The sequence below is a fragment of the Fischerella sp. PCC 9605 genome (assembly GCF_000517105.1).
Lineage (GTDB): Bacteria > Cyanobacteriota > Cyanobacteriia > Cyanobacteriales > Nostocaceae > PCC9605.
The window spans coordinates 1104638-1129985 of record NZ_KI912149.1 but is presented as its reverse complement, the minus strand read 5'-3'; the positions used below and the strand labels follow the sequence as shown (position 1 = coordinate 1129985).

The 25348-nt window shown below is 42.5% G+C and carries 18 protein-coding genes and 1 pseudogene; 9 read left to right on the top strand and 10 right to left on the bottom strand.

The window, feature by feature from the left end:
• Positions 1-70 precede the first annotated feature (70 nt).
• Positions 71-1069 (top strand): RNA polymerase sigma factor, RpoD/SigA family, encoded by a 999-nt coding sequence (locus tag FIS9605_RS0119785; RefSeq protein ID WP_026734148.1) that lies wholly within the window; start codon positions 71-73, stop codon positions 1067-1069.
• A gap of 21 nt (positions 1070-1090) precedes the next feature.
• On the opposite strand, the gene FIS9605_RS0119780 is transcribed toward FIS9605_RS0119785, so the two are convergent.
• The 6 genes from FIS9605_RS0119780 to FIS9605_RS0119760 all read right to left on the bottom strand — a co-directional run bounded on the left by FIS9605_RS0119780 (position 1091) and on the right by FIS9605_RS0119760 (position 7910).
• On the bottom strand, positions 1091-3100 hold the full coding sequence (locus FIS9605_RS0119780; RefSeq protein WP_035139962.1) for a heavy metal translocating P-type ATPase: 2010 nt from the start codon (positions 3098-3100) through the stop codon (positions 1091-1093).
• 340 nt (positions 3101-3440) lie between these two features.
• Entirely contained in the window at positions 3441-4118 is a 678-nt protein-coding gene (locus FIS9605_RS0119775) for a HupE/UreJ family protein (RefSeq protein ID WP_063748466.1), read from the bottom strand.
• Between the two features lie 109 nt (positions 4119-4227).
• Positions 4228-4455, bottom strand: coding sequence for a hypothetical protein (locus tag FIS9605_RS44175; protein WP_197036086.1), 228 nt, complete (start codon positions 4453-4455; stop codon positions 4228-4230).
• A 117-nt stretch (positions 4456-4572) separates the two neighbouring features.
• Positions 4573-6135: an NAD(P)H-quinone oxidoreductase subunit N gene (locus FIS9605_RS0119770; RefSeq protein ID WP_026734145.1), complete on the bottom strand. Its 1563-nt coding sequence runs from the start codon at positions 6133-6135 to the stop codon at positions 4573-4575.
• 368 nt (positions 6136-6503) lie between these two features.
• On the bottom strand, positions 6504-6818 hold the full coding sequence (locus FIS9605_RS0119765) for an RNA recognition motif domain-containing protein (protein WP_026734144.1): 315 nt from the start codon (positions 6816-6818) through the stop codon (positions 6504-6506).
• 798 nt (positions 6819-7616) lie between these two features.
• Positions 7617-7910, bottom strand: coding sequence for a hypothetical protein (locus tag FIS9605_RS0119760; RefSeq protein WP_026734143.1), 294 nt, complete (start codon positions 7908-7910; stop codon positions 7617-7619).
• Positions 7911-8416: 506 nt separating this feature from the next.
• Here FIS9605_RS0119760 and topA point away from each other — a divergent pair.
• From topA to FIS9605_RS0119720, 8 genes and pseudogenes are all read left to right on the top strand, one after another.
• Positions 8417-11092, top strand: a complete 2676-nt coding sequence (gene topA / locus FIS9605_RS0119755; RefSeq protein WP_026734142.1) for a type I DNA topoisomerase — start codon at positions 8417-8419, stop codon at positions 11090-11092.
• A gap of 374 nt (positions 11093-11466) precedes the next feature.
• On the top strand, positions 11467-11604 hold the full coding sequence (locus FIS9605_RS44170) for a hypothetical protein (RefSeq protein ID WP_026734141.1): 138 nt from the start codon (positions 11467-11469) through the stop codon (positions 11602-11604).
• A complete protein-coding gene (gene aroQ, locus FIS9605_RS0119745; protein ID WP_197036085.1) occupies positions 11582-12076 on the top strand; it encodes a type II 3-dehydroquinate dehydratase in 495 nt (164 codons plus the stop codon). Before FIS9605_RS44170 ends, aroQ begins: the two co-directional genes overlap by 23 nt.
• Before the next feature lie 76 nt (positions 12077-12152).
• Positions 12153-13091, top strand: a complete 939-nt coding sequence (locus FIS9605_RS0119740; protein WP_026734139.1) for an ADP-ribosylglycohydrolase family protein — start codon at positions 12153-12155, stop codon at positions 13089-13091.
• Between the two features lie 198 nt (positions 13092-13289).
• Positions 13290-15878: an HD family phosphohydrolase gene (locus tag FIS9605_RS0119735; RefSeq protein ID WP_026734138.1), complete on the top strand. Its 2589-nt coding sequence runs from the start codon at positions 13290-13292 to the stop codon at positions 15876-15878.
• Between the two features lie 75 nt (positions 15879-15953).
• A complete protein-coding gene (locus FIS9605_RS0119730) occupies positions 15954-16295 on the top strand; it encodes a 2Fe-2S iron-sulfur cluster-binding protein (protein ID WP_026734137.1) in 342 nt (113 codons plus the stop codon).
• 201 nt (positions 16296-16496) lie between these two features.
• Positions 16497-17699: pseudogene (locus tag FIS9605_RS37545) on the top strand (NAD(P)/FAD-dependent oxidoreductase).
• Positions 17700-17750: 51 nt separating this feature from the next.
• Positions 17751-18374, top strand: a complete 624-nt coding sequence (locus FIS9605_RS0119720; protein WP_026734136.1) for an exopolysaccharide biosynthesis protein — start codon at positions 17751-17753, stop codon at positions 18372-18374.
• A 619-nt stretch (positions 18375-18993) separates the two neighbouring features.
• Here FIS9605_RS0119720 and FIS9605_RS0119715 read toward each other — a convergent pair.
• From FIS9605_RS0119715 to FIS9605_RS0119700, 4 genes are all read right to left on the bottom strand, one after another.
• On the bottom strand, positions 18994-20073 hold the full coding sequence (locus tag FIS9605_RS0119715) for a chemotaxis protein CheB (RefSeq protein ID WP_026734135.1): 1080 nt from the start codon (positions 20071-20073) through the stop codon (positions 18994-18996).
• On the bottom strand, positions 20074-22374 hold the full coding sequence (locus tag FIS9605_RS0119710; protein ID WP_026734134.1) for a hybrid sensor histidine kinase/response regulator: 2301 nt from the start codon (positions 22372-22374) through the stop codon (positions 20074-20076).
• A gap of 50 nt (positions 22375-22424) precedes the next feature.
• Complete coding sequence (locus FIS9605_RS0119705) at positions 22425-23912, bottom strand: CHASE3 domain-containing protein (RefSeq protein ID WP_026734133.1); 1488 nt, start codon at positions 23910-23912, stop codon at positions 22425-22427.
• 260 nt (positions 23913-24172) lie between these two features.
• A complete protein-coding gene (locus FIS9605_RS0119700) occupies positions 24173-25210 on the bottom strand; it encodes a chemotaxis protein CheW (RefSeq protein WP_026734132.1) in 1038 nt (345 codons plus the stop codon).
• Positions 25211-25348 lie beyond the last annotated feature (138 nt).

Here is a 25348-nt window from a genome sequence, read left to right as displayed (position 1 = left end):
GTGGTTCTTGACTTTTGCTCCCTACAGTGGAATTGCAAACCGAGACAAAGGAGAAGGTAATAAGCAACCCATGAATAACTCAAGCTCCATAAATAGCGAAGTTCATTTTCAAAATAAAGAATCTCTACCCAAAGTTGATATTGTGCGTACTTATCTGCATGAGATTGGGCGCATACCTCTACTAAGCTACGAACAAGAGATTTTTTTGGCTAAACAAGTACAGCAGATGATGACTGTGCTATCTGTTCAGGAAAAATTGGCCCTGGAATTAAAGCGTGAACCTACACTACAAGAATGGGCTAATAAGATGGAAATGAGCGAAGGGGCGTTGCTTAATTTACTAAATCAAGGACACAAAGCCAAGCAGAAAATGATTGCTGCCAATCTGCGATTAGTAGTTTCAATCGCGAAGAAATACCAGAAACGTAACTTAGAACTTCTAGATTTAATTCAAGAAGGTACTTTAGGGCTAGAGCGAGGAATTGAGAAATTTGATCCAACCAGGGGCTACAAGTTATCTACTTATGTTTACTGGTGGATTCGTCAGGCAATTACAAGGGCGATCGCACAGCAAGGACGTACCATCCGCTTACCCATTCATATCACTGAAAAGCTAAACAAAATTAAATTTATTCAAAGAGATTTATCTCAAAAATTAGGTCGCATTCCCACTACAATTGAAATTGCTGAAGCTCTGGATTTACAACCCAAAGAAATTCGAGAATGTTTGCAGTTTGCGCGTCAACCTGTTTCTCTAGAAATACGAATAGGAACTGAGCACGATACACAATTACAGGATATGTTAGAGGATAAGGGATTATCTCCTGAAAACTATACTGTTCAGAAATCCCTTAATCAAGACTTGCAAAATTTGTTGTCCAAACTTCCTCGCCAACAACAGGAAATATTAAATTTGCGCTTCGGTTTAACAGATGGATACGAACTTTCTTTGGTACAAATTGGTGAGCGTATGGGCATCAGCCGAGAAAGAGTGCGACAATTAGAACAACAAGCTCTGAAAACTCTACGAAGACATAAGGAGCAAGTCAGCAGCTATCTAGCTAGTTAGTACAAGTTGCACTACCGTAGCCTAATTCAGTACTCTAGTTGCGTTAAAAATTGCCAATAAAGCTACACCCACATCAGCAAACACAGCTTCCCACATAGTCGCCAAACCCATAGTACCAAGCAGAATAAATACACCCTTGATTGCTATGGCGAAAATGATGTTTTGCCAAACTATACGGTGAGTTTTTTTAGCAACTTGGATTACTTGGGCTACTTTTGATGGTGCATCTGTCATCACCACAACATCAGCAGTTTCTATCGCTGCATCAGAGCCTAAGCCACCCATCGCCACACCAACATCGGCTCTAGCAATTACTGGTGCGTCATTAATGCCATCGCCAACAAAGGCAACTTTATTATACTTTTCAGGCGAGTTTAATATGTTCTCCAACGCAGAAACTTTATCTTCTGGTAATAACTCTGCCAGATATGAATCTAAACCCAATTGTTGAGAAATACGAGAAGCGATCGCATTCTCATCTCCCGTCAACATGACTGTTTTGTCTACGCCCAAGCCCTTGAGAGATTGAATAGCTTCTCTCGCATCTTCTTTCAATTCATCAGCGATGACAATGTACCCAGCATATACATTATCTACTGCTATGTGTACCACTGTTCCTTCAACTTCACAAACATCATGAGCAATGTTCTCACGATGCAATAATCGATCGTTTCCTGCTAGTACTACTTGATTTTCGACCTCTGCTTTGATACCGTAACCAGCAATTTCGGAGTAATTTTCTACTTGCGATGCATCAAATTTTTCATCGCAGGCATCTCGTATTGATTTGGCAATTGGATGATTAGAATGAGCTTCGACTTTGGCAGCTAATTGCAGTAGATTTTGCTCATTCCAGCCATTTTTAGGAACAATTTTTACTACATGAAATACACCTTTTGTCAAGGTTCCTGTCTTGTCAAAGATAACTGTTTTCACTGCCGTTAGTGTATCTAAATAAGTAGCACCTTTAACTAAAATACCGCGTTTAGCAGCACCACCAATACCCCCAAAATAACCTAGAGGAATACTAATCACAAGTCCACAAGGGCAGGAAATTACTAATAAAACTAGAGCACGATACACCCATTCAGCATGGGTAGCTCCTGGTATAAATAAGGGAGGTAACAAAGCAACTGCCAAGGAGCTAACCACGACCACTGGTGTATAGTATCTGGCAAACTTAGTAATAAACTTCTCTGTGGGAGCTTTTTTGCTTTTGGCATTTTGAACCAAATCCAATATCTTGGCAATAGAAGACTCACCAAATCGTTTTGTGACTCGAATAGTTAGGAGTCCCATTTTGTTCATCATCCCTGCTAAAACTGGTTCTCCTACTTTTACGGTTCGCGGTACAGATTCACCAGTTAATGCTGATGTGTCAACTTGAGAGTTTCCCTCGATAATCTCTCCATCTAAGGGAATCTTTTCTCCTGCTTTGACAAGGATAACATCACCAATATTAACTGTTTCTGGAGATACTGTTTTGACTTCTGTATCTATCTTGAGATTGGCATAATCAGGGCGGACTTCGAGAAGAGATTTTATGGAATTGCGCGAACGACTAACAGCTATATCCTGAAATAATTCTCCGATTTTATAAAACAACATTACCCCAACTGCTTCTGGAAGCTTATGAATTGCAAGTGCTCCCAGTGTTGCGATCGTCATCAAAAAGTTTTCATCAAATACTCTACCTTTGAGGATATTACGTCCTGCTGCGGTTAACACACTCCATCCACTTAAAAGATAGGCAGGAATAAAAAGCAAATACTCAGCAATACCATAAAATTTATTATGTAATTGTTCTTCAAAAATTAAACCCAAACCATACAAACCGAATATTACAGTTAAAGAGAAAATTTCATTTCTCAGGTTAAATTCTCCACCATGATGGTGATGCTCATGACTGCGATCGTGGTCATGATTCTCATTTTGATGATGTTTATGGTTATGATTATCATGATGACTGCGTTCATGGTCATCATGACAGCTACAGCGTGAATTCTCAGGCTTTTTATGGCGCTTCAGCATCTCATAATATATATGAACAACAATTCAAATATATTTGTTGAAGTCAATTTTTGCAAGTGACAATTTTAAACTATTGATTGCAAATACCTATTTTTAAAATAAGAATCATTCTGCAATTTTCATCAGCAAATTTGTATCTTTAAGTTTGACAAGGTGTCTTTGGACACGGTCATCAATTTATGTCAATGTGCAAATAAAAAAGTAAAGAAATAACCCAGTCACAGAATACAGCAAGCAGTGCGATTCCATCACAGGAAAATAAGTTAGCGATCGCTCTTGCTACATTTTGCGGACTGGGAATTGTAGTAATATTAGTCTGGTGAATGAGCAAACGCTGAGATTAGCCAGCGATCGCGGTAGTCAAAAATACAGCACCAATGGCAGAGATTGCCAAGCCAGCAAACCGCAGCATTTTAGTGCTACCAAATCTGCTGCTGAGAGCATTACCAACTAGCAAAGCACCGATAGCAACTACATACTGGATGAGGGTAAAGCCTGCCAAATAAGCAACCAATGGTGTCATTTGAGCACCAACGATGGACTCACCGTAGGCGTAACCGTGGAATAAGCCTGCAATTGCGCCCAACCCTAGCAGCATCAACCAATTGGGTTTACGAGACAGTACCAGCATCACCCCAAAAGCAATCACAGAGCAAGCAATAATGATTTCAGGAAATGGTAAATCATACTTGAGAACGTGAATTCCTGTTCCCGCCATAGCAGTTAATACAAAAGCAGCGGGAATCAAAAAACTATTTTGCTGTCCAATACTGAGTAAACCAATAGCTACGACAAACGCAAAATGATCAAGTCCAATAATTGGGTGCGCCATCCCAGATATGAACCCTTCAAAGAAATTTGATGGGAGTTTACTACCCAAGGCGTGGTGGGCTAAAGCTTGATTAGCCGCACTCAATAGTGCTAAGCAAGTTACAGCAGCAATTCCTATATAAAGCTTTCCTAGAGGCAGTGGTGATAATTTTGTTTGCTTTGAAGAGTAAAGTTGAATATTTGACATTTTATACCTCCCAATTTAGGGTTGTCAGCAGATTGGTGGTGTCTTAGCTTCCACAGACACAATGCTTTTGATCGGGGTAAGCCACCAAAGCCAATGTAACTTTCAGACATTACCGCATATTATGCAGCCGTACTGATGTAACGGCGACAACTTTATATTTGTTCAATGATTTATGCAAGTCTTCAAATACTCTTTGTGTCTTAGTGTCTTGGTGAGACCAGCCCTCGTCTTGGCGGTTCCCGTCACGTAGACGCGCGCAGCGCGGCTTCCCGTAAGGGTAGGGGGACTGGCGAACCCGTAGACGCGCAGCGGCTTCTCGCAGAGTAGGGTGTTTCAAGATTTTTTAACCACTAAGGCACAAAGGCACAAAGTATATTCTATGCAAAAACGCCTGACAAAAATGTCAGGCGTCTTAGTTGCAAAATTTTACACAGAACAGTATTTGCAATAAAACCTACAGCCCTTCTGTTTGCTCAACAGAAATCGCACTTACCTGTGTATTATCAACTGCCTTAGCTTGCAAAGTTGGGATATCGGTAACGGAATTGTTGGCTAGGGTAAATAATGGATTCGATAAAATCCCAGCAATAGAAGTGGCGATGAGAGTAGTTATCAAACCCACTTGCAAAGGTCTAAACCCAGGCAAATTCCAACTGATTGCGGGATAATTCTTCACAGCATCAGACATTTCATGAGGTTCTTTAACCACCATCATCTTAACTACGCGAATGTAGTAGTAGATGGAGACGACGCTAGTGACTAACCCTAACAAGACTAACCAGTAAAGACCTGCTTGCCAACCAGCCCAGAATAGGTAAATCTTCCCAAAGAACCCAGCCAAGGGCGGAATTCCACCTAAGGACAGCAGAGAAATGCTCAAACCTAAAGTCAGAAGTGGGTCTTTCTGATACAAACCCGAGTATTCGGCAATTTGGTCGGTTCCCGTCCGCAGGGAGAAGAGAATCACGCAGGTAAAGCCGCACAGGTTCATAAACAGATAAACCAACAGGTAAAATACCATGCTGGCATATCCGGCTTGGGTGTCAGCAATCATGCCAATCATCACAAACCCAGCTTGGGCAATGGATGAATAAGCTAGCATCCGTTTCATGCTGGTTTGTGCTAAGGCAACTACGTTACCCAAGATCATACTCAACACAGCAAGGGCGGTGAAGGCAAACTTCCACTCCTCGGCGACGAGAGGAAAGACAGTCGTTAGCAAGCGGATAGCAAGAGCGAAACCAGCGGCTTTGGAACCTACAGACAAAAAGGCAATCACCGGGGTTGGTGCGCCTTCGTAAACGTCTGGTGTCCACTGGTGGAAGGGTGCGGCAGAGATTTTAAAGCCCACACCTGCGATCGCAAATACCAAGGCAATTACCACACCCAAAGATTGAGCCAGGTTAGCTGTGGCAATACCATTGGCGATCGCATTTAGTTCTGTTTGTCCACCCGACAAACCGTACAGCAGGGAAACACCATATAAAAACACTGCCGTACTTGCAGCACCAATCAACAAGTATTTCAGTGCCGCTTCGTTAGAACGAGGGTCACGCTTGGTATAACCTGTGAGCAAATAAGAAGAGATACTCAGGGTTTCTAGGGAGACGAAAATCATCACCAACTCACTAGCCCCTGACAGGAACATCCCTCCCAAGGTAGCAGTCAGCAAAATCGCTATGAATTCTGCTAAAGCGGTGCCACTTTGTTCGACGTAGCGAATTGACATCAAAATTGTCACAGCGGCAGACAAAGCCACAATACCGCGAAACACGATACTGAGGTCGTCACCGTTAAAGGCACCAGCAAAGAAGATGGGATCGGAACTGTCCCATTGAAAATATAGGGCGATGATTGAGGCAAATAGACCAGCGATCGCCAGATATCCAATCCAGCGCGAGGAACTCCGCCCCAAAATCAAGTCCACTATCAAAACCCCTAAGAGGGTAAAAACTACAATTCCCTCTGGCAATATCGTTCCAGCATTCAACTGGGATGCAACATTAGCAAAATCCATGAGCTGTATAGGTTTTGGCTATTAGACATTAAGGAACCAACTGTGTTAATTCTATTGTGTTTTTTACTAAAGTTTCGTAAACGTGTTTGTATTGCGGGATCAATACCATCAAATTAAATTATGCTTAAATTTGGCGATCGCGATGCTACAGCCAAAACCTGTTATTGTTTCTTTGTTGGTTCTTGTTTAGAAAAACTTACCACTAACTACTAACCACTATCTACTAACTCATTTTTATCTAAATAAATAATAAGCAGATCAGTTAGATACCGATCTGCTATTTCTGTATTAAATCGCGCTTGGCAAATATATCACTTATGCCTTTCAGCAATAGCTCTTTAGCTTGAGCTTATGAGGTCATTTAAGACTTAATAACGTCTAGAGTATCCACCGCTGTTGCTTCTACCCCAGCTACCACCGCTAGAGCGCCCGCTTTTTTCCTCCCGTGGTCTTGCCTTATTAACTTTCATTACACGACCCTTCCATTCAGCACCATCTAGAGCTTGAATGGCAGCTTCTTCTGAGGCTTCTGATTCCATTTCTACGAAACCAAAGCCTCGTGCGCGGCCTGTTTCCCTATCAGTGGGAAGTTGAACTCGCGTTACAGTGCCATACTCAGAAAATACATCACTGAGTTCGTCTTGGGTCACGTTGTAGGATAGGTTGCCTACGTAGATAGACATTAATTTCTCCACTCTCTCCAGAATTTCGTTATGTAGAGACGTTCATCCGGAGAGCCACTTGCAATTTTCAACAAAAACAAGAACATCACTACCGAACTACTTCTCCATCCTCATTTTAGCATAATTTCTATTTCCGCAAGGCTGAATTTGCCCTGTTATGCCGTGTTTTGAACTAAAATGTATTATTTTTTACGATTAAAACCATTATCATAATTTATGCTCAAACTAAAACAATAATTTGGGTTTGCACGCACATTTAGTAACTGTCAATAGTGGGTTGTCAGGCTAATACTAAATATCTTGATATTTGCAATAGTTCATAATTACTAACCAACATTGGATAGAGAACTATATAGAGTATTTTCAAACTCATAGTTTCTCTATAAATGAGGAAACCGAATCTTGGAAAATCTACTTTCTTAAGGAAATTTAAAATGTTAGATAGCGTAATAATTATTTTATAACTATGTCTTAAGGAGGATGATAATTTTTAAATAACTTGATAATAAATACAATTCTGTTTTAAGTCTGACCTCAGACTTTTGTTTGTTAGTTTTGAGTTTTGAGAAAGTGTAAAATACAAGGCTAATTTATGTTTGCACTAAAAATCTTTTCGCAGCAATTCCCCAATTCACTGAAACAATAGCTGCATGTGCTGATTTCATATCATGACTTAGTAGGATGCGTTAGACTGCGTTAACGCATCGCTACTTAATACTGCGTTACAGTGCAAGCAGATGCAGAATTTGCAATCATAAAAACTCAATCATGCGATCGCGCACCCTAAAAAAATGCTTTTCAATCGGCTACATACCGCCAACCTTGAGGCTCATATTCTCGTTGAATTCGTACCATCCACGTCCCTTGAGGAATAGAAATTGCCTTATGTTCCTCGTGGGCAAGTACCGCCGCTGATGAAAGGACGCGGAGGTAGAGAGTACCATCTTTTTCGTATAATTCTGCTTGTCCATCAATGATGCGATGTTTGTGTCCGGTCACTTCGCCTTCCGCCAAAGTCAAGTGTGGTAGCTTTTGCCCCTCAAATTGCTGTATAGGCATTAGAATAACGTCGCCCTGACGAATTGGTTGCATATCTTTTTCTCCCAGCGAGTGTTGCACAGCCCGTGTTACGGACGCTCACAAATTTGATTTCATTTTGGCACAACTAACTCGTGGAACAAAGATGGAGAGATGGGGAGAAATAGGAGTGGGAGAGGGGAACAGAGGGAGAGGGGGGAGAAATGTTAAAACAACTTCCCCACTTCCCCACTTCCCCACTCTTCCACTCCCCCACTCCCTCAGCAAGCATCACCCACAAAGGGGAATTTTGAAAACTACACTCGCCAATTATGCTTGAGATAAGTTAAAGATTGAGATAACTGTAAAATTCACAGTTCCGCTTCCCCTACCCTCTGGGAAAAATTACCTGCAACAAGTGGCAATTGCCCTACGCTGTAATTTTAAGGGATTTTACAGGCGGGCAGTTTGTGTGAGGATTAAATCACATATGTTTAGTGACTGATAATCTTGACATTTAGCTCTCAATTATCTCAATTTGACTGTTTAGCTTAGCAGCTATTCTTTTTTTTGAAATTTCCATGTCAACTCTCGTCATCGTCGAATCTCCGACCAAAGCTCGTACCATTCGCAACTACCTACCAAAAAGCTATCGGGTGGAGGCGTCTATGGGTCATGTGCGTGACCTACCCCAGTCGGCTAGCGAAATTCCTGCCAGTGTCAAAGGGGAAAAATGGGCGCAGCTCGGGGTAAATGTAGACGCCGACTTTGAACCGGTGTATGTTGTCCCCAAAGACAAAAAGAAAGTTGTTACCCAGCTTAAAGAAGCTCTCAAAGAAGCTTCGGAACTGATCCTGGCAACGGACGAAGACCGAGAAGGTGAAAGCATTAGTTGGCATTTATACCAATTGCTCAAGCCCAAGGTGCCGACTAAGCGGATGGTGTTTCACGAAATTACTCAAGAGGCCATCAAAAAAGCTCTGCAAAACTGCCGTAACATCGATGAGCAGTTGGTTCGCGCCCAAGAAACGCGGCGAATTTTGGATCGACTGGTGGGCTACACCCTGTCTCCCCTGTTGTGGAAAAAAATCGCCTGGGGATTATCTGCAGGGCGCGTGCAGTCGGTGGCAGTGCGCCTATTGGTGAAGCGGGAACGGGAACGCCGTGCTTTCAAGCAAGGAACATACTGGGATTTGAAAGCAACTTTGCTCCCACCACAAGCCGAGAAAGGGAAAGAGCAGGTCTTTAGTGCAGTCCTTGTCACCCTAGCAGGAACTAAACTCGCAACTGGTAGCGATTTTGACCCTGCCACCGGAAAAATTGCAGCTGGTCGCAAAGTCGTACTGCTCAACCAAACCGAAGCCGAAGCACTCAAGGAACGCCTGACTGGGAAACCTTGGACGGTTACAGACATCGAAGAACGTCCGGTTACTCGCAAACCCGCACCACCTTTTACCACCTCGACTTTGCAACAGGAATCTAACCGCAAACTGCGCCTCTCGGCACGGGATACGATGCGGATTGCCCAAAGTTTGTACGAGCAAGGGTATATTACCTACATGCGTACAGACTCGGTGCATTTGTCAGAACAGGCAGTAGCAGCAGCTCGTAGCTGTGTAGAACAGCTTTACGGCAAGCAATACCTCAGTCCCCAACCCCGGCAATACACCACCAAGTCCAAAGGCGCGCAAGAAGCGCACGAAGCCATTCGTCCTGCGGGCAGCACCTTCCGCACACCCCAAGAGACCGGTTTAAGCGGTAGAGAACTGCAATTATATGACCTGATTTGGAAGCGCACCGTAGCCTGCCAAATGGCAGATTCTCGCCAAACTCAAATCACCGTGCAACTGCAAGTTGAAGATGCCGGGTTTCGGTCTTCTGGTAAGCGCATTGATTTTCCTGGTTACTTGCGTGCCTACGTTGAAGGTTCTGACGATCCCGAAGCGGCTTTGGAAGACCAAGAAGTCATTTTGCCTGACCTCAAAGTTGGGGATCATCCCAACTGTCAAGACCTAGAGACAGTCAAACACGAAACCCAACCTCCAGCTAGGTTCACTGAAGCTACTTTGGTCAAAACCTTAGAAAGTGAAGGCATCGGGCGTCCTAGCACCTACGCCAGCATTATTGGCACTATTATTGACAAAGGCTATGCCCAATTGGTCAGTAATGCCCTCATCCCTAGCTTCACAGCTTTTGCCGTGACTGAACTGCTAGAAAAATACTTCCCCGATATTGTCGATACTGGCTTTACCTCCAAAATGGAGCAAACCCTAGATGACATTGCCGAGGGCGAAGCTGAGTGGCTACCCTACCTGCGGGAATTTTATCTGGGAGAGAAAGGTCTAGAACCCCAAGTCAAAGAAAAAGAAGACCAAATTGATGCCAACACAGCTAGGACTGTGGAACTAGAAAACTTAGATGCCAAAGTCCGCATTGGTAAATTTGGCCCCTACATTGAAGTCGGAAATGGTGATGGTGTAGTGACGGCATCAATTCCCAAAGACTTTACCCCTGCGGATCTCGATCCCCAAAAAGTAGAAACTTTGCTGCGGCAAAAAACTTCTGGCCCGGACGAGGTGGGGCGTCACCCCGAAACAGGCGAACCTATTTACGTACTAATTGGGCCTTACGGCCCCTATGTGCAATTGGGTGACAAGTCTGAGGAAAATCCCAAACCCAAACAAGCTTCTCTACCTAAAGGTATGAAGCCAGAAGATGTCACCCTAGACATGGCTGTTGGTCTTTTGTCCCTACCTCGGACACTGGGCACACACCCAGAAACAGGCGCAACAATTCAAGCTAATTTGGGGCGTTACGGCCCTTATGTCGTTCTTAACAAAGGTTCAGATGGGAAACCTGATTATCGTTCCTTAAAAGCAGGTGACGATGTATTGACAATTACTTTAGAACGCGCTCTAGAGTTGCTGTCTGAACCGAAAAAAGGACGCGCTACAAGTACCAAGTCTAAGGCTGCTTTACGGGAATTGGGGTCTCACCCAGAAGACGGCGAACCCGTTAACATTTACGATGGACCCTACGGGCCTTACATTAAGCACGGCAAAACTAATGTGAGCATTCCAGAAGGTGTATCACCAGAAAATGTAACACTAGAGACAGCAGTTGAGTTGCTGGCAAGCAAAGCAGCAAGTGGGAAATCCACTCGCAAAAGTAGTAAATCAACAACTAAATCCACAACTAGTTCTAGCACCAAGTCAAAAGCCAAGTCATCAACGACTGCTGCTAAAAAAACTAACTAAACGCTATAGTTAATAGTCAATAGTCCATAGTCAATGGTGAAAATTATTGGCTATTAACTATTGGCTATCAATTACTATTGCGATCGCGAATTTCTCCACCACTGCGCCTATCTTTTTCCTTTTCCCTTTTCCCCTTTCCCTTTTCCCCTGTTTTCTAAATACCTATCTTTAGTAAGATGCAGTCTTCTGGGTGAATGATGTGATACTCTAAGAAATAAGGGAGAAAATAAACACTAAATTTTGAAGATGTGGCTCATGCCCGGAATATGGATAGCGTGAATTAGCCGATTTTAAGCCAGAGTGCAACATAAGCTAGTTTCTCCATAGCTGATAAGCAAAAAAATCGAGGTAGTATATCGGGAGCGGTCAGTCCAATGGACTATATAGAAAAGGTGCTAGAAAAGCTTAAGGAATTGACACGCAAGCTGATTGAAGCCCTTTTAGGGCCGGAAGCTGAGCCGGAACCGGAGCTTATTCCGATTCCTGTAGATGATCGCTCGCGCCGTCGCTAAGAGAGTCAGCGTGCAGGACTTGAAGTTACACCCCTTAAGCATTCTGGTGTTGCATGGGCCAAACCTGAATCTGCTAGGTCAGCGAGAACCTGGTATTTATGGTTCCCTGACCTTGGCTGAAATCAACCGCCAGTTAGAAGCAGAAAGTCAAAAAATGGCGGTAAAAGTTTTCACCATGCAGTCAAATCATGAAGGGGTTTTGGTGGATGCCATTCATGATGCCTTGGGACAACACCAAGGCATTTTGATTAATGCAGGAGCTTACACTCATACTAGTGTGGCATTGCGAGATGCGATCGCCGCTGTCAATCTACCTACAGTGGAAGTACATTTGAGCAACATCTATAGGCGAGAAGAGTTTCGCCATCATTCTTACATCGCCGCAGTGGCCGTTGGGCAAGTTAGCGGTTTTGGTGCTCAAAGTTATATCTTAGGCTTGCAAGCATTAGCGTACTACTTGAGACAGTTATAGATTATGAATTATAAATGATGAATTATGAAATTTTTAACTTTCATAATTCATCATTCATAATTCATAATTTTTTTGTATGCGCTACTCTCTTGTTAGTCGAGCCAGAGGCTCTATACTAGGGGCTTTACTTGGCGAATGTCTTGCTTGTGGTGGTGTAGAGACGTTGCATGCAACGTCTCTACATGAGTGGAAAAAAATGGTGATTGTAGGGACTGAGAGTTTAATAGAACTGGGTAGATTTGATGTAAATGATTGGATTAAGCGTCAGCAACAAGCAGGGATTATTTTAGAAGGTGGCACCCACTTCTCCTCACAAGTGATTCTTGGGGCGCTGCCGATCGCATTATTTTCTCACGAAAATACAATCAAGCTGCGACAAAGCCTGCTGCGTATGGTAGAAATTTGCCAGCAGGATAACCCCATTCTCCAGGATTGGATGCTAGCGATAGGCTACACAATTGCTCAGTCTTTAACAGAAAAACTCACTCCTGTCACTCTTATCCCGCAAATAATTGCTTTTTTGGGAGATACACCGACGCAAGTGCCACAAATTTTATTAAAATTAAATAATTTTTTAGAAAAACAGGTTGGATTAGAAACAACGCAAGCCGAGTTCAGCAGAGAAGAAAAGCTGAGTAAGGTAATGGCAATGGCTTTTTACTGCTTTCTTGGCACACTAGAAGATTTTCGTCTTTCTGTTGGGCGAGCTACTCAAGTTAAGTCACACTCAGTGTTGATCAGTGCATTTACTGGTACTTTATCGGGAGCTTACAACGGTGTGGCAGGCATTCCCGTAAGTTGGCGTTTTTTACTCTCAAAAACTCAGTCGGCACGCTGGCAACTGACGAATTTCTCCCGGATGCTAAAATTAGCAGATGCACTTGTGGCTACATGGTCGGGAGTCTATGACCCTGGTTTGCATCAGAGCGAATTTAGGGAAGAAGAATGGACTATAGCGTTGGGCGAAAAGCCTTTAGGGGCGATCGCCGCTCCTCGCGTCATCCGACTAATTTAATGCCATTTCTACCTATCAATGGTGTTAAGTGCAAAACATAGAATTTACCAACTAAGAAAAATATTTTTTAGTAAAAATTTACACTTAAAAGATTAACGACAGCAAACCTCAATCGGATTCCTCATGTAGCAATTGTGGCAAATGGGCTTCAAGTGTGTTCCCTCAAACTATTAAAGTAAATAACTGCGGTCACAAATGATGAAAACGCAGCCATTTTTGCAATCGTTGACTCAGCAAATAACTTACTGTAGGCAGCGGTATCAAGCCCTAAGCCGTTTATACTTATCGAAATCAACTGTGAAAGGCAGACATCGAAAACAAAGAGCGCCCAACTCGAAGACAGCGGCTAGCTGCACAAATGCAAAACCTTCTCCTGTTGTTTTCGCGATCGCGGTGGTTTGTCTCACAGGCATAATGGGGCAAAACTTATACAATCAACCTCAGTTGAAAATCGGCACCGCTGCACCAGAAACGATTAGAGCACCGTATACTACCCTAATCGAGGATCAGAATAAAACAGAAGCACAGCGCAAAGATGCCAGTAAAGGTTTTGTGCCAGTGTTGATGGTTGATAAAAGCATTAACAAGCAAATCAACCAAAATTTGCAACAACTTCTGGATCGGGGCAATGAAATTCGGGCCTCTGCTGGATCCTTTCCTTTTTTTGATACTTTCGTTTTATCTGTTAGTAGTCAGCGTTTCCTACGCTCATGTACAGAATTAGAATGGCAAGCAGTGCTACTCACTCTAGAACATACTAATAGGCACAAGTCAGGAGTTTTGACTCAAAAGCATAAAAGCATTAGTAAGGCAAACATGAAAAGGTCTTACGCAGAGAATATCACTGCATTCCCGCTTCACCGTATCCCTGCGTCCTCCTTACCCATGTCAGAAAGTCCTCTACTCCCGGTGTCTTCCCCTCCAGACGCAAAATCGCTAGATTTTTTCCAAAAAGCGGACTTTACCCAAGCAGTAGCAGAATTAGAGGCTTACCGCCTCAAGACATCTACGCAAAACTTGTCCTCACTGCTAGTCAAAATCTCCCAAGCACGTCAAGGTTACGCCCAAGCCAAAGCTAAACTTGTACAGCTACTGAGTGAAAACTCAGAAACAGAATACGAATTAGCTTCTTTTCTCGACTTATCTGATGAAGACTGGGCAAAAACTCAAATGGGAATCAAGCTGAGTGCGGAGCGGATTTTGACTCAAGGCATCCCCCCCGGACTACCACCTAGTATTTTAGACAATGCTGTCAAATTGCATGTACAGAATTTGGTACCAAAACAAGCTGAACCCTTGGCAAACAAACTGTTGTTAGCCGTCCTGGTACCGAATTTAAAAAAAGATGAACAACAAACAAAATTACAAGCAGAACAAGCAGCTGCTGAAGTGAAACCGGTAATGGTGGCGGTGGGGCAAGGTGAGGTCATTGTCCGCAAGGGACAGCAGATTACAGCATGGCATTTTGACGTATTAGAACATTATCATTTGGTTCGTCGGGAGGTTAATTGGCTAGGGTTGATGTATTTGGGAGGGGCTGTTAGCTGTGCTGTAGGTATTTTTACTGTTGTAGAGCATCGTATCAAATGTCAATGGCGGCAAAGCGATCGCCTGTTGGTATTACTGCTGACTCTGACTACGCCCTTGGTGGTAACTATGGGTACGCCCTATACCACTTGGAGTGGTGTTGGTTTACTGCTGGGTAGCTTCTACGGAGCCACTTCGGGTGTAACAGTGATGGGATTACTGGCAGCATTGCTAGCCATGAGCATGGATATCAGTAAAACTTCGCTCCTGGCAGGTGCAGCAGGGGGAATATTGGGCAGTTGCATGGCCCATCGACTGCGATCGCGTGAAGAACTAGCGCTATTAAGCGTAGCCATTGCCTTCACTGAGGGCAGCGTTTACCTGGTGATTCAGATTTTTCTAGGGGCTGCGTTTGACCCGCTTTTTTATGTTGTACTTAAGGAAGCAGGATTCTTCGCCTTGTCTGGTTTAGTTTGGAGTATCGTTGCTCTAGGGTTAAGTCCTTATCTAGAAAAATTATTTGACTTAGTCACCCCAATCCGTTTAGCAGAACTGGCAAGTCCTAACCGCCTCTTGTTAAAACGACTCGCCACTGAAGCGCCCGGAACTTTTCAGCATACCCTGTTTGTGGCTACCCTTGCCGAAGCTGCTGCTAAAGAACTGGGGTGTAATGTTGAATTAGTCAGGGCTGGTACACTATATCACGATATTGGCAAAATGCATGACCCCTTAGCTTTTATTGAAAATCAAATGGGGGGACCAAATAAACACGATACAGAAATTAAAGATCCTTGGCAGAGTGCTGACATTATCAAAAAGCACGTCAGTGAAGGCTTAGCAATGGCACGCAAGCATAGTTTGCCTTCTTCTATTCAAGCTTTTATTCCAGAGCATCAAGGAACGATGCAGATTGCCTATTTTTATCACCAAGCCCAGCAAATGGCAAAGGAAGATCCGAGTTTAACAGTAGAAGAAGCTGATTTTCGCTACGATGGCCCCATTCCGCAATCGCGAGAAACAGGAATTGTCATGTTAGCAGATTCTTGTGAAGCGGCATTGCGATCACTCAAAGACGCCACTCGCGAACAAGCCTTGGTAATGGTTAACAATATCTTTCGTGCTAGATGGCAAGACAATCAAATGGTAAATTCAGGGCTAACACGAGAAGAAATGGCGAAAATAGCCGAAATTTTCGTGGAAGTTTGGCAACAATTTCATCATAAACGTATTGCCTATCCAAAGTTAAAGGCGTCAAGTTGAAGAGTCACGAACCTTTTGGTTAAAAGTCCACACACGGTAGAAAATAACACATAGACTCTCAAATTAGAAAAGCAAATGGCAGTTTACCAAGTTCGACTGATCAATCCTGCAATTGGCTTAGATCGCACCATCGACGTACCAGACGATCAATACATTCTTGACATGGCAGAAGAAGCAGGTATCCGCTTACCATTTGGGTGCAAACAAGGAGAATGTTCAGCCTGCGTTGCTAAAATCGTCAGTGGAGAAGTAGACCAAAGCGAACAAAAGTTTCTGCGATCGCATGAAATAGCAGCTGGTTACACTATTACTTGTGTCGCTTACCCTTTGTCTGATTGCACCTTAGAAACTCATCAAGAACAAGTCTTGTATCAAAATTCACTTTATTTTCAACCGGATACAGCTAAATCCGAGTAAATTATCGGTGTGTATTTGTATTTATCTGTGGTCGGTTTCCAAAATTTGATTTTTGCCTGTTGTTTTAATTTACATCAGGCGCAACATTATGTTTTTTAATCAATTGTAAATAGGATTGCTATATAACTGTTATTTGAGCAAAATCTGTGGGAATTATATAACTAGCCATTAGTTATAAAAATCTATTTAAATATAGTTTTAATGCTCAAACAACAGACTCAAATTTGTATTATTGGTGGGGGCTTTGGTGGTCTTTACACAGCTTTATATCTGAGTCGTTACTCCCGGTTAATACAGGCTATTCGTCCTCGCATTATTCTAATTGATCAAAAAGAACATTTTTTATTTACACCATTGTTATATGAACTATTAACAAAGGAAGTACAATCTTGGGAAATTGCCCCCACTTTTGAGAAGTTATTAGTAAACACAGGCATACAGTTTTACCAAGACACAGTGGAAGGAGTTGATTTAAAAAAGCGTTTGGTTGAGTTGTGATCGCAAAAAGTAATTGCCTACAATCGCCTCGTCTTGGCAGTAGGTCAAAAGACACGTACTCTAAATGAAGTAACTAATATTACTTATAACTTTCGTACTTTGGATGATGCCGAGCGTTTGATGCAACGCTTGCAAGTCCTAGAAACTGACTCTGACAAATATATCCGAGTAGCAGTGATTGGAGCTGGAGCCAGTGGTGTAGAGTTGGCTTGTAAACTAGCTAACCATCTACAAAAGCGGGGTCAAGTATACCTAATTGATCGACGTCGGAGAATTTTGCGAGACTTTTCGTTTCCCTGTCAGAAAGCAGCTCTTCGAGCGCTAGCAGTTTCTGGAGTAGAAGTAAATTTGAACACCCACATCCAAATTATAGATGGCAATCGAATTACTCTGGTTTGCCAACAGCAGACTTACACCCGCTTCATAGATCTACTCATTTGGACAATTGGAACGCAAAACTGGGAATGGTTAGACAATCTAGATTGTCAGCAAAACACCAGAGGGCAATTGCTTACACGCCCTACACTACAGTTGCTTGATTATCCGGAAGTCTTTGCAGTCGGAGACATCGCAGCTGTAAACAATTGCGAGGGAAAACAAGTACCAGCAACTGCTCAAGCGGCTTTTCAGCAAGCAAAGACAACAGCCCGAAACCTTTGGGCTTCTCTAAGTGAACGCCCATTAATTGCCTTCCGCTATCGTCACTTTGGCGAAATGCTGACATTAGGGATAAATACAGGAGTTGTATTCAGCTTTGGTATTTGTATAAAAGGCCCTATTGCCTTCATAATTAGACGATGGATTTATATTCTCCGCCTACCAACTATGAATCATCGTCTACAAGTTAGTAGATATTGGCTGATTGCTTTTATTAAACGACTATTGCTTAATTCTTTAAATCAGTAGTGTTGCAGTCTGTGGTGTCTTTGAGTGAGTTATAAAAATCCTTGAGATCGTATGGCTAGACTTTCCAGTGAATTACAACGCTTTTTTTTTGAGGTAGAACAACCATCTCAGGTGAGGTTGGCAGATATTCTCCTACTAGCAAAAGAGCGAATTTTTGGGTTTTTGTTCGTGGTTCTGTCTTTACCTTCAGCTTTACCAGTACCAGCACCTGGTTACTCCACTCCTTTTGGTATTCTGATTTTTTTACTTGCGATACAACTAATTGTGGGTTCCAAAACCCCCTGGTTACCGCAACGGATGGTAAATCATTCGATCAAACTGGAAACAGTCCAAGGGTTTTTGAAGGCAGGTATTCCTTGGTTGCAAAGAATTGAAGCGATCGCTCGTCCTCGTCTGATTCATATCTGCACTACTTTAGCCGGTAGAGTCACGATCGGCTGTACGATCGCTCTGATGGGAATTTCGATGATGATTCCCATTCCGGGAACTAACACCCTACCAGCAATGGGAATTTTTGTCACTGGCTTTGGTTTGCTAGAAGATGATGGTGCAATTAGTCTGGGGGGATTAGTTCTTTGTCTGATGGGAGGTATTCTGACTACTTCAATACTAATTGGATTAATTTGGGGTGGTTCCAGTCTTCTTGATTACATTAAGACTTTGTTAGGTCGTTAATAAAAAATGTCAAAACCCCACTAATTTGAAAGCGGGGTTTTGTAAAGTTTTTTTACTAAAGTTTTAATCGTAGCCTTAGAATAAACTCATTATCGTGATGATGCTAGCACTAGTTAGCATTACCAGCGCACCCATGACAAGAGATTGATTCAGTTGGTTAAGATTTTTTGAATCGTTCATTTTTTAGAATCCCTATAATTTTTAAGGATTCTATTTACAATATCAAAACCAATATTTTTATCAATAAAAAGCTGGTAAAACTTAAAATAGCGTTACTTATCTTCATAAAGGCAATGGTAATTACTTAACGAACCATTATCTTAGTAGAGAAGACTATTTTCCTCTTTGTGTCTTAGTGTCTTGGTGGTGAAAAAAGAATGATTGAAACACCAAGACACTAAGACACCAAGAAAAATTCATTTCTCAGACTCACGCCTTGACTGGGGTAGGGAGGGGTTATACCTACGTGTTGCATTCTTTCTTTTTGATACATTAGGTCAAGCAGTCAGACAAGGGAGACAAGGGAAGAGGAAATAATCATATTAGGACTTTCGTGAAATGGTATTACTCAGATGATTTGATTATTTGTGTCGTGAGGTACAAAGCCAATCAAGTTACACTACTGACCGGATATGGTCTTTAGCAAGAAGGGGGCGATTTCTTCAACCTCAAGTAAATTTTGAGCCGCACCTAGGGCGATCGCTTCTTTAACCATGCCAAATATTGCACCACTTTTCTCATTTTGAGCGATCGTCATACCTCCGACTTGAGAAATCATCTGTAAGCCTTCTGCACCGTCACTACCAAGTCCGCTTAATAAAACTCCTACAGTTGCCCTGCTGTAGAAGTTGGCGATAGATTTAAAGGTGATTGTAATAGAGGGACAATGCTTCTCTCCCGGTAAAGCCTTTACGTAAGCGAACTTGCCCAGAAAGTCTAATTCCAAATGATGCTTTTCTGGAGCAAAATAAATTGTTCCTGGTAAAGGATACTCTCCTACTTGGGCAATTTTGACCCGCAACTGACACTCAGAAGACAGCCAGTTTACCAGCCCTGATAAAATACCTTCACTCAGATGCAGCGTACAGATCACAGGCAAGGGAAAATTACTAGGCAATTGACTGAGAATCTTCTGGATAGTTTGCAGACCTCCTGTGGAAGCTCCTATACAGATGATCTTGATGCGAGAGCCAACATTGGTAATTAATGATTCGCTTCTGAGGATAGATCCAGAAGTTGACAGTTCTACAGGAGCGGTCATTAACTGTTGTTGCCGTCTGAGAGCGACTTTCATACTAGAAAGGACTTTGATCTTGGCAATGAGGGCAGCCTTGAGTTTTTCGTAGTCGGTGGGTGAATCGGTGGATGGTTTGGGGAAAACATCTGCTGCTCCAGCTTGCAGGAGCCGAAAGACATTGTCTATATCTGTTTTTTGGACAAAATTACTGATCACCAAAATTGGTCGGGGGTCTTCAGCCATGATGCGTTTGGTCAACTCCAGACCATCCATATTATCCATAAGTAAGTCTGTACAAATCACATCCGGATTGGTCTGAGAAATCACCTCTAGACCTTCTACGCCATCACGTGCCGTACCGACCACATCAACGTCTGGTGAAGAATTTAATAATCTTTGTAAAATTTCCAAAGCAACAGGAGAATCCTCAATTAAAACCACTTTCTTTTTGGAGAACTGCATTTACATTAATCTCCTCAATGTATCTAATAAAACTCCCTGTTCAAAATCACTCTTGGTAATGTAAGCGTCTGCACCGGCTTCTGCACCCAGGCGTTTATCTTCTTCTGAAGCCAGAGTTGTCACCAAAATGACAGGTAATTTTCTGTATTCTGGTATCTGGCGGATTTTGGCAGTAAATTTTAGTCCATCCAGATTTGGCATTTGTATATCCGAGACAATCGCATCGAATTTATCTGCCTTCAGCTTGTCCAAACCGTCTTGACCGTCTACAGCTGCTGTGACTTCGTAACCAGCACTCTCCAGAATCCGCCGCATTTGGGTACGAATGGGAATGGAATCTTCGATCAGAAGAATCTTCTGTTTGAGTTGTGCTTTTTCTGTTAATTCCCGAACCGTAATCGATACAACTGTTTTCTTGGCCGATTTAAACAAATCTGGTGGATTGAGCACCGTGCAAACTTTTCCAGTGCCGAGGATAGTAGCACCCGATACATTGCGAATTCGTTTGAGTAACTTACTCTGCGGCTTCACAACAATGTCTTGTTGCTCTAATACAGTGTTTACCAGCAGTCCCAAACGCTCAGAGCCAATCTGTAAAATCATGCAGGGAATAGTTTTCGCCGCAGTATTTAAAGCTTGGGTTGATGTAGGTACTTTCACAGGTAAGCCTAATAAATCTGCCAACCACACAACCGAGACAGACTGTCCTTGAAATGAAAACGTTTGACTGCCTTCATCCGTAAAAATTTCCTGCGGGGATACTAAAAGCATTGTTTCCACAAAACCTATAGGAATAGCATAGGGATGTTCGTTGACTTGGACAATCAAGACTTGGGTGGTTGCCAGAATGTTATTTACTGTAATGCGAAACAAACACCCCTGGCCAGGTGTAAATTCCACTTGGATAGTTCCCTTCAAGCGCTCGACATTGGCACGTACAACATCCAGACCAACTCCTCTACCAGAAATCTCAGTGACTGCTTTACGAGTGGAGAAGCCAGGCGCAAATATCAATGTTTGAATTTCCGCTGTGGACATTCGTAACAGTTCTGCTTGCGAGCGAATACCACGACGCAGTGCCGATCGTTTAATCGCTTCGATATCTAAACCGCGACCATCGTCTGAAACTTCGATAGTAATTGTGTTGCCAGTTTGATAACCCCGCAAGCTAATCGTCGCCGTCGGAGACTTACCAAGTTGTTGACGTTCCTCGGGTGTTTCCACGCCGTGATCTATGGCATTGCTGAGGATGTGCATCAGCGGATCTTTCATCTCTTCTAAAATCCGCTTGTCTACGCTAGTCTCTCCACCTTCGATTTGCAAATTTACTTCTTTGCCTTGCTGCTTGGCTAAATCGCGCACCGTGCGGGGAAAGAGATTGAAAATTGTAGACAATGGTAGCAATCGCAGGGAGGTAACTCCTGATTCGAGTTCATTAGCTACAATTTCAAGTCTAGTAGTGCACTCATTGGTTTTATTCCGGAGTTGATTCAGGTGCACTCCCAGATCTTTAAGGCGGTTTTCAACTTGGCGATAGAAATTTTTCAGAGGTTGGATTTCATTGGCTGACCAGTGTCGCTCTAGGTTTGTAAATATCTGACGGCTAGCAGAGACTTCCCGGTTCCACTCTTCCCACAGGGCAATAATTTGGTCGATTTCATCCTTTTGATTGGCAATCTGACCTTTACTAGCCACCAATTCACCCACTTGAGTGAATAGCTTATCAAGCCTTTGCGATTCAACACGGATGGTGTCAATTTGGTAGTCATCGATCTCAGTCACAGCGTCTGCTGGCTCATGGGAACCGTTAAGGTGGACTGTATCGTTAAAGACTAAGGATTGCTCCACAATCGGTTGGGAAAAAACAGAAACTTCGGATTCAGCAGCAGTTTCCAGAATTTCTGACCATGTATCATCAGTTGAGCTAACCATCATTAGTTGAGCTAACACATGAAAGACGCTAACTCCTGCTGGTTGTCCGGTGACGGCTTCTTGGGCAATTTTACGAACAGCATCCAGTGCCTGATAGAGGCTGTCAAACAGTTCGGGGGTGAAAATTCGCTCATTCCGCTTCACGCTGGCGAGAATTTCTTCCATTTGATGAGTGAGAGTTTCTACATCTTTTACTCCCAACATCCGGGAATCTCCTTTAAGAGAATGGGTTTCTCGTAGTAATGCCTCAAGTTTGGCAAAGTCGTGAGGATACTTTTCGAGATGAAGCAACCCAGCTTCTATTTTTTGAATGTGTTCTGCACTAGCTGCTTTGTAAAGCGATCGCAGTTCTTCATCTTCTATAATCATGGCTTTGAGACTGTTGTTAACAATTGGCAAAGACAAATGGGTATTTTGCTTTACTCGGCTACAGCTTGAAGATTTTGAGCGGCTTTGTTGAGTTCGTAGGTAACTTCTCTAACCTGGATGATACTAGCTGCTGTTTCTTTTGCCCCTAGATTGATGGCATTCATGGCTGAGACGACTTGCTGGACGGCAACAGCTTGGTGTTTGGCACTCTGGGCAATTTGTTGGCTGTTGAGGAATACACTGTTGAGGGCACCAGCAATGCTTGTAAACACATCACCAGTTTCTGAAACTAGCCTGATTCCCTGCGTAGCTTTTTTTGTACCTTCATCAGTTACCATCACGGTAGAGTTAATCGCAGTTTGCACTTCGTTAACCAAGCTGTTAATCCGGTCAGCAGACTTCCGACTTTGATCGGCGAGTTTGCGAATTTCACTAGCTACCACGGCAAAGCCTTTACCCTGTTCTCCCGCCCGCGCTGCTTCTACGCCTGCATTCAGGGCTAGCATGTTTGTTTGGTTTGCCAAATCTGCTACCAAGTCAGAAACTATGGAAATTTGGGCGGTCTGTTCGCTGAGGCGGACAATCTGGTTGGCGATCGCTGTCACTTGCTCTTTCAGATCCGAGATACCTTCAATTGTCAGACCCACTGTCTTAGTTCCTCCCTCAGCGAGAACTAAGGCTTGCTTTGCTTCGCCGGCGGAGGTTTCGGCTTGTCCAGCAGATTGAAGTGCAGAAACCCCCAGTTCTTCGATAGTCGTGGTAGTTTCATTTACTGAGGCAGACTGCTGCAAGATGATGCGTTCTTGCTCAGAAACTGTTTCAGTAATATTTGCAGAAGAAGAAGCAACTGCTTGGGCTGCATTAGTAATAGGCTGCACAATGAAGTTAAGAATATAAGCAGCAACATAATAGGAGATGTAAATTCCGACTCCTAAGCAAACAAGCCATCCACTCCAAGCAATCACAGATGACAATTGCTGAAGTTGATCTGATGCTTGTTTTCTTTGATCTAGCAGTTTCTGCTGTTCCGTACTCATTTGGGCAAGCTGATTTCTAATTTCATCCATAATCTGCTTGCCTTTATTGGAAAGTATCAAGTTAACCACTTCTTGATATTTACCAGCTTTTTTAATCGCAATAGTTTGTTCCAATTCCGCGAATTTTTGCTGAGCTATTTCTACTATTTTTTGAGTTCGATCAAGCTGAGTTTGATTATCGCTGACTAACTGCTTCAAATCTTGGCTGTGCTCTTGAAAATTTTTGCGTCCACTAGTATATGGTTCCAAGTAGTTTTCTTTACCTGTCACCAGAAAACCTCGTTGTCCATTTTCGGCATCAACTAAATCTTTTTCTAACTGCTTTAGTTTTGCTTGTACTTCAAATGTGTGATTGATCCATCGCTGATTTTCTGCCAATTTCACCTTAGCAAATTCAGAAAAAGCTGTAGCAACTCCTGCCAAAACAATCACAATTCCAAAACCTATAGGTACAATTTGATTAACCTTTAGAGGTGATTTGCCTGGAATTTTATTTAGCATATTTTTCTTCCTTCAAAGTAAGTTGAGTATGATTTAGTATTCACCGATCAAGGGGAAATGGGAATGGGAAAAGAAAATTATTACCCTTTCTGTATAGCTGCCTTTGTTTGTGCCTTCTTGACATCTTGCATCCTTCTCAACAAGAGCCAGAGGTTTTTAATTTTCACCTGCCAGGTTGAACCTGGTAAAGAGGTTTTGGAGGCTCTGCTTCAGTGTGGTTGCATAGGCCATGCAAGATGTGAACTTCTATTTTTGTTGGTTTAAACTTCTTCGTTCACTTCTAACTCTCCATTGATAAAAATTTTACGTAAGTCTATAACACTAAGCGTTTTTTCTTGAAAAGGAGCAGTTCCCAGAAGATATTGTTTATTGCCAGTGGGTAAGGGAATAATTTCGGCAGAATTTATATAGACTACCTCAAACACTTGATCTACGGGTAATCCGGCAACAATATCATCAATCTGAACTACCACAGCCTTAGAACCAACTTTGACGGGGGTGATAGAGAGATTTAAAATATTCCGAATATCAACTAAAGTGATAATTTCTCCGCGCAAATTCATGTTGCCGATGATATGCTTTGGACAACAGGGAATTGGTGTCAAATTGCGAATATCAGTGAACTCTTGTATCAGTTCCAATTCAAATCCAAAGTATTCTTTACCAAAGCCGATTACTGCTAAAGGAATCAGATTTGTTGTAAATTTTAAGTCTTGAACCGATTGCCGGAGATTATCGGCTCGCTGTTTGAAAATAGCTCTTTCTTCTGAAGTAGCATTGGGACAATATAAATCGTAGAAGAAGCTGGTAAAAGCTGTGATTCGATCTAATTGGCTTTCTGCATCCCAAATCAAAGTGACTAAAGCGTCTGGTTGACGAATTAATTTCTCAAAGTTGAGCAATAAAATTGTGTCTGATTTTACCTTAGCAATACCAGCAATAAATGCAGCGTTAACATGATTAATAAGTCCAAAAAAGGTTTCTTGTTCAATAACTGTGGCATCAAGTTCTAGCACTTGATTGACTTCGTGAACCAGTAAGCCAATTTGCAAGCCTTTCCATAGTACAACAATGACGTAATCACTCAATTGGCAATCTTTTAATGGATAATCTAGAAGTACACCTATATGTACGATCGGCACGATTTGTTCTCGCAAGAGCAGAATCCCGATAATATCGCTAGGTGCTTCAGTAATGGGAATTAGTTCCGGAAGAGGGAACATTTCTTGAATCACATCTGCATCGATTCCATATAACAAATTGTGTATGCGAAATGTCAGGTATTCTTTATTTTTCATTGCTGTATTTTTCAATAGCGTAGAAGAGATTGATGAGTAATTTAATAAATTGCAATAACCGAGCTTACATTGAAGTTTTTGACAAATTTGAATAAATATATACAGGTAAAGCAACAAATAAGATTAATGTATTTGCAA

Bases quoted from the DNA above. Each gene is read 5' to 3' on its own strand.
- FIS9605_RS0119785 (WP_026734148.1), top strand. From the start codon at position 71: ATGAATAACTCAAGCTCCATAAATAGCGAAGTTCATTTTCAAAATAAA.
- FIS9605_RS0119780 (WP_035139962.1), bottom strand. From the start codon at position 3,100: ATGCTGAAGCGCCATAAAAAGCCTGAGAATTCACGCTGTAGCTGTCAT.
- FIS9605_RS0119775 (WP_063748466.1), bottom strand. From the start codon at position 4,118: ATGTCAAATATTCAACTTTACTCTTCAAAGCAAACAAAATTATCACCA.
- FIS9605_RS0119770 (WP_026734145.1), bottom strand. From the start codon at position 6,135: ATGGATTTTGCTAATGTTGCATCCCAGTTGAATGCTGGAACGATATTG.
- FIS9605_RS0119765 (WP_026734144.1), bottom strand. From the start codon at position 6,818: ATGTCTATCTACGTAGGCAACCTATCCTACAACGTGACCCAAGACGAA.
- FIS9605_RS0119760 (WP_026734143.1), bottom strand. From the start codon at position 7,910: ATGCAACCAATTCGTCAGGGCGACGTTATTCTAATGCCTATACAGCAA.
- topA (WP_026734142.1), top strand. From the start codon at position 8,417: ATGTCAACTCTCGTCATCGTCGAATCTCCGACCAAAGCTCGTACCATT.
- FIS9605_RS44170 (WP_026734141.1), top strand. From the start codon at position 11,467: ATGGACTATATAGAAAAGGTGCTAGAAAAGCTTAAGGAATTGACACGC.
- aroQ (WP_197036085.1), top strand. From the start codon at position 11,582: ATGATCGCTCGCGCCGTCGCTAAGAGAGTCAGCGTGCAGGACTTGAAG.
- FIS9605_RS0119740 (WP_026734139.1), top strand. From the start codon at position 12,153: ATGCGCTACTCTCTTGTTAGTCGAGCCAGAGGCTCTATACTAGGGGCT.
- FIS9605_RS0119735 (WP_026734138.1), top strand. From the start codon at position 13,290: ATGAAAACGCAGCCATTTTTGCAATCGTTGACTCAGCAAATAACTTAC.
- FIS9605_RS0119730 (WP_026734137.1), top strand. From the start codon at position 15,954: ATGGCAGTTTACCAAGTTCGACTGATCAATCCTGCAATTGGCTTAGAT.
- FIS9605_RS0119720 (WP_026734136.1), top strand. From the start codon at position 17,751: ATGGCTAGACTTTCCAGTGAATTACAACGCTTTTTTTTTGAGGTAGAA.
- FIS9605_RS0119715 (WP_026734135.1), bottom strand. From the start codon at position 20,073: ATGCAGTTCTCCAAAAAGAAAGTGGTTTTAATTGAGGATTCTCCTGTT.
- FIS9605_RS0119710 (WP_026734134.1), bottom strand. From the start codon at position 22,374: ATGATTATAGAAGATGAAGAACTGCGATCGCTTTACAAAGCAGCTAGT.
- FIS9605_RS0119705 (WP_026734133.1), bottom strand. From the start codon at position 23,912: ATGCTAAATAAAATTCCAGGCAAATCACCTCTAAAGGTTAATCAAATT.
- FIS9605_RS0119700 (WP_026734132.1), bottom strand. From the start codon at position 25,210: ATGAAAAATAAAGAATACCTGACATTTCGCATACACAATTTGTTATAT.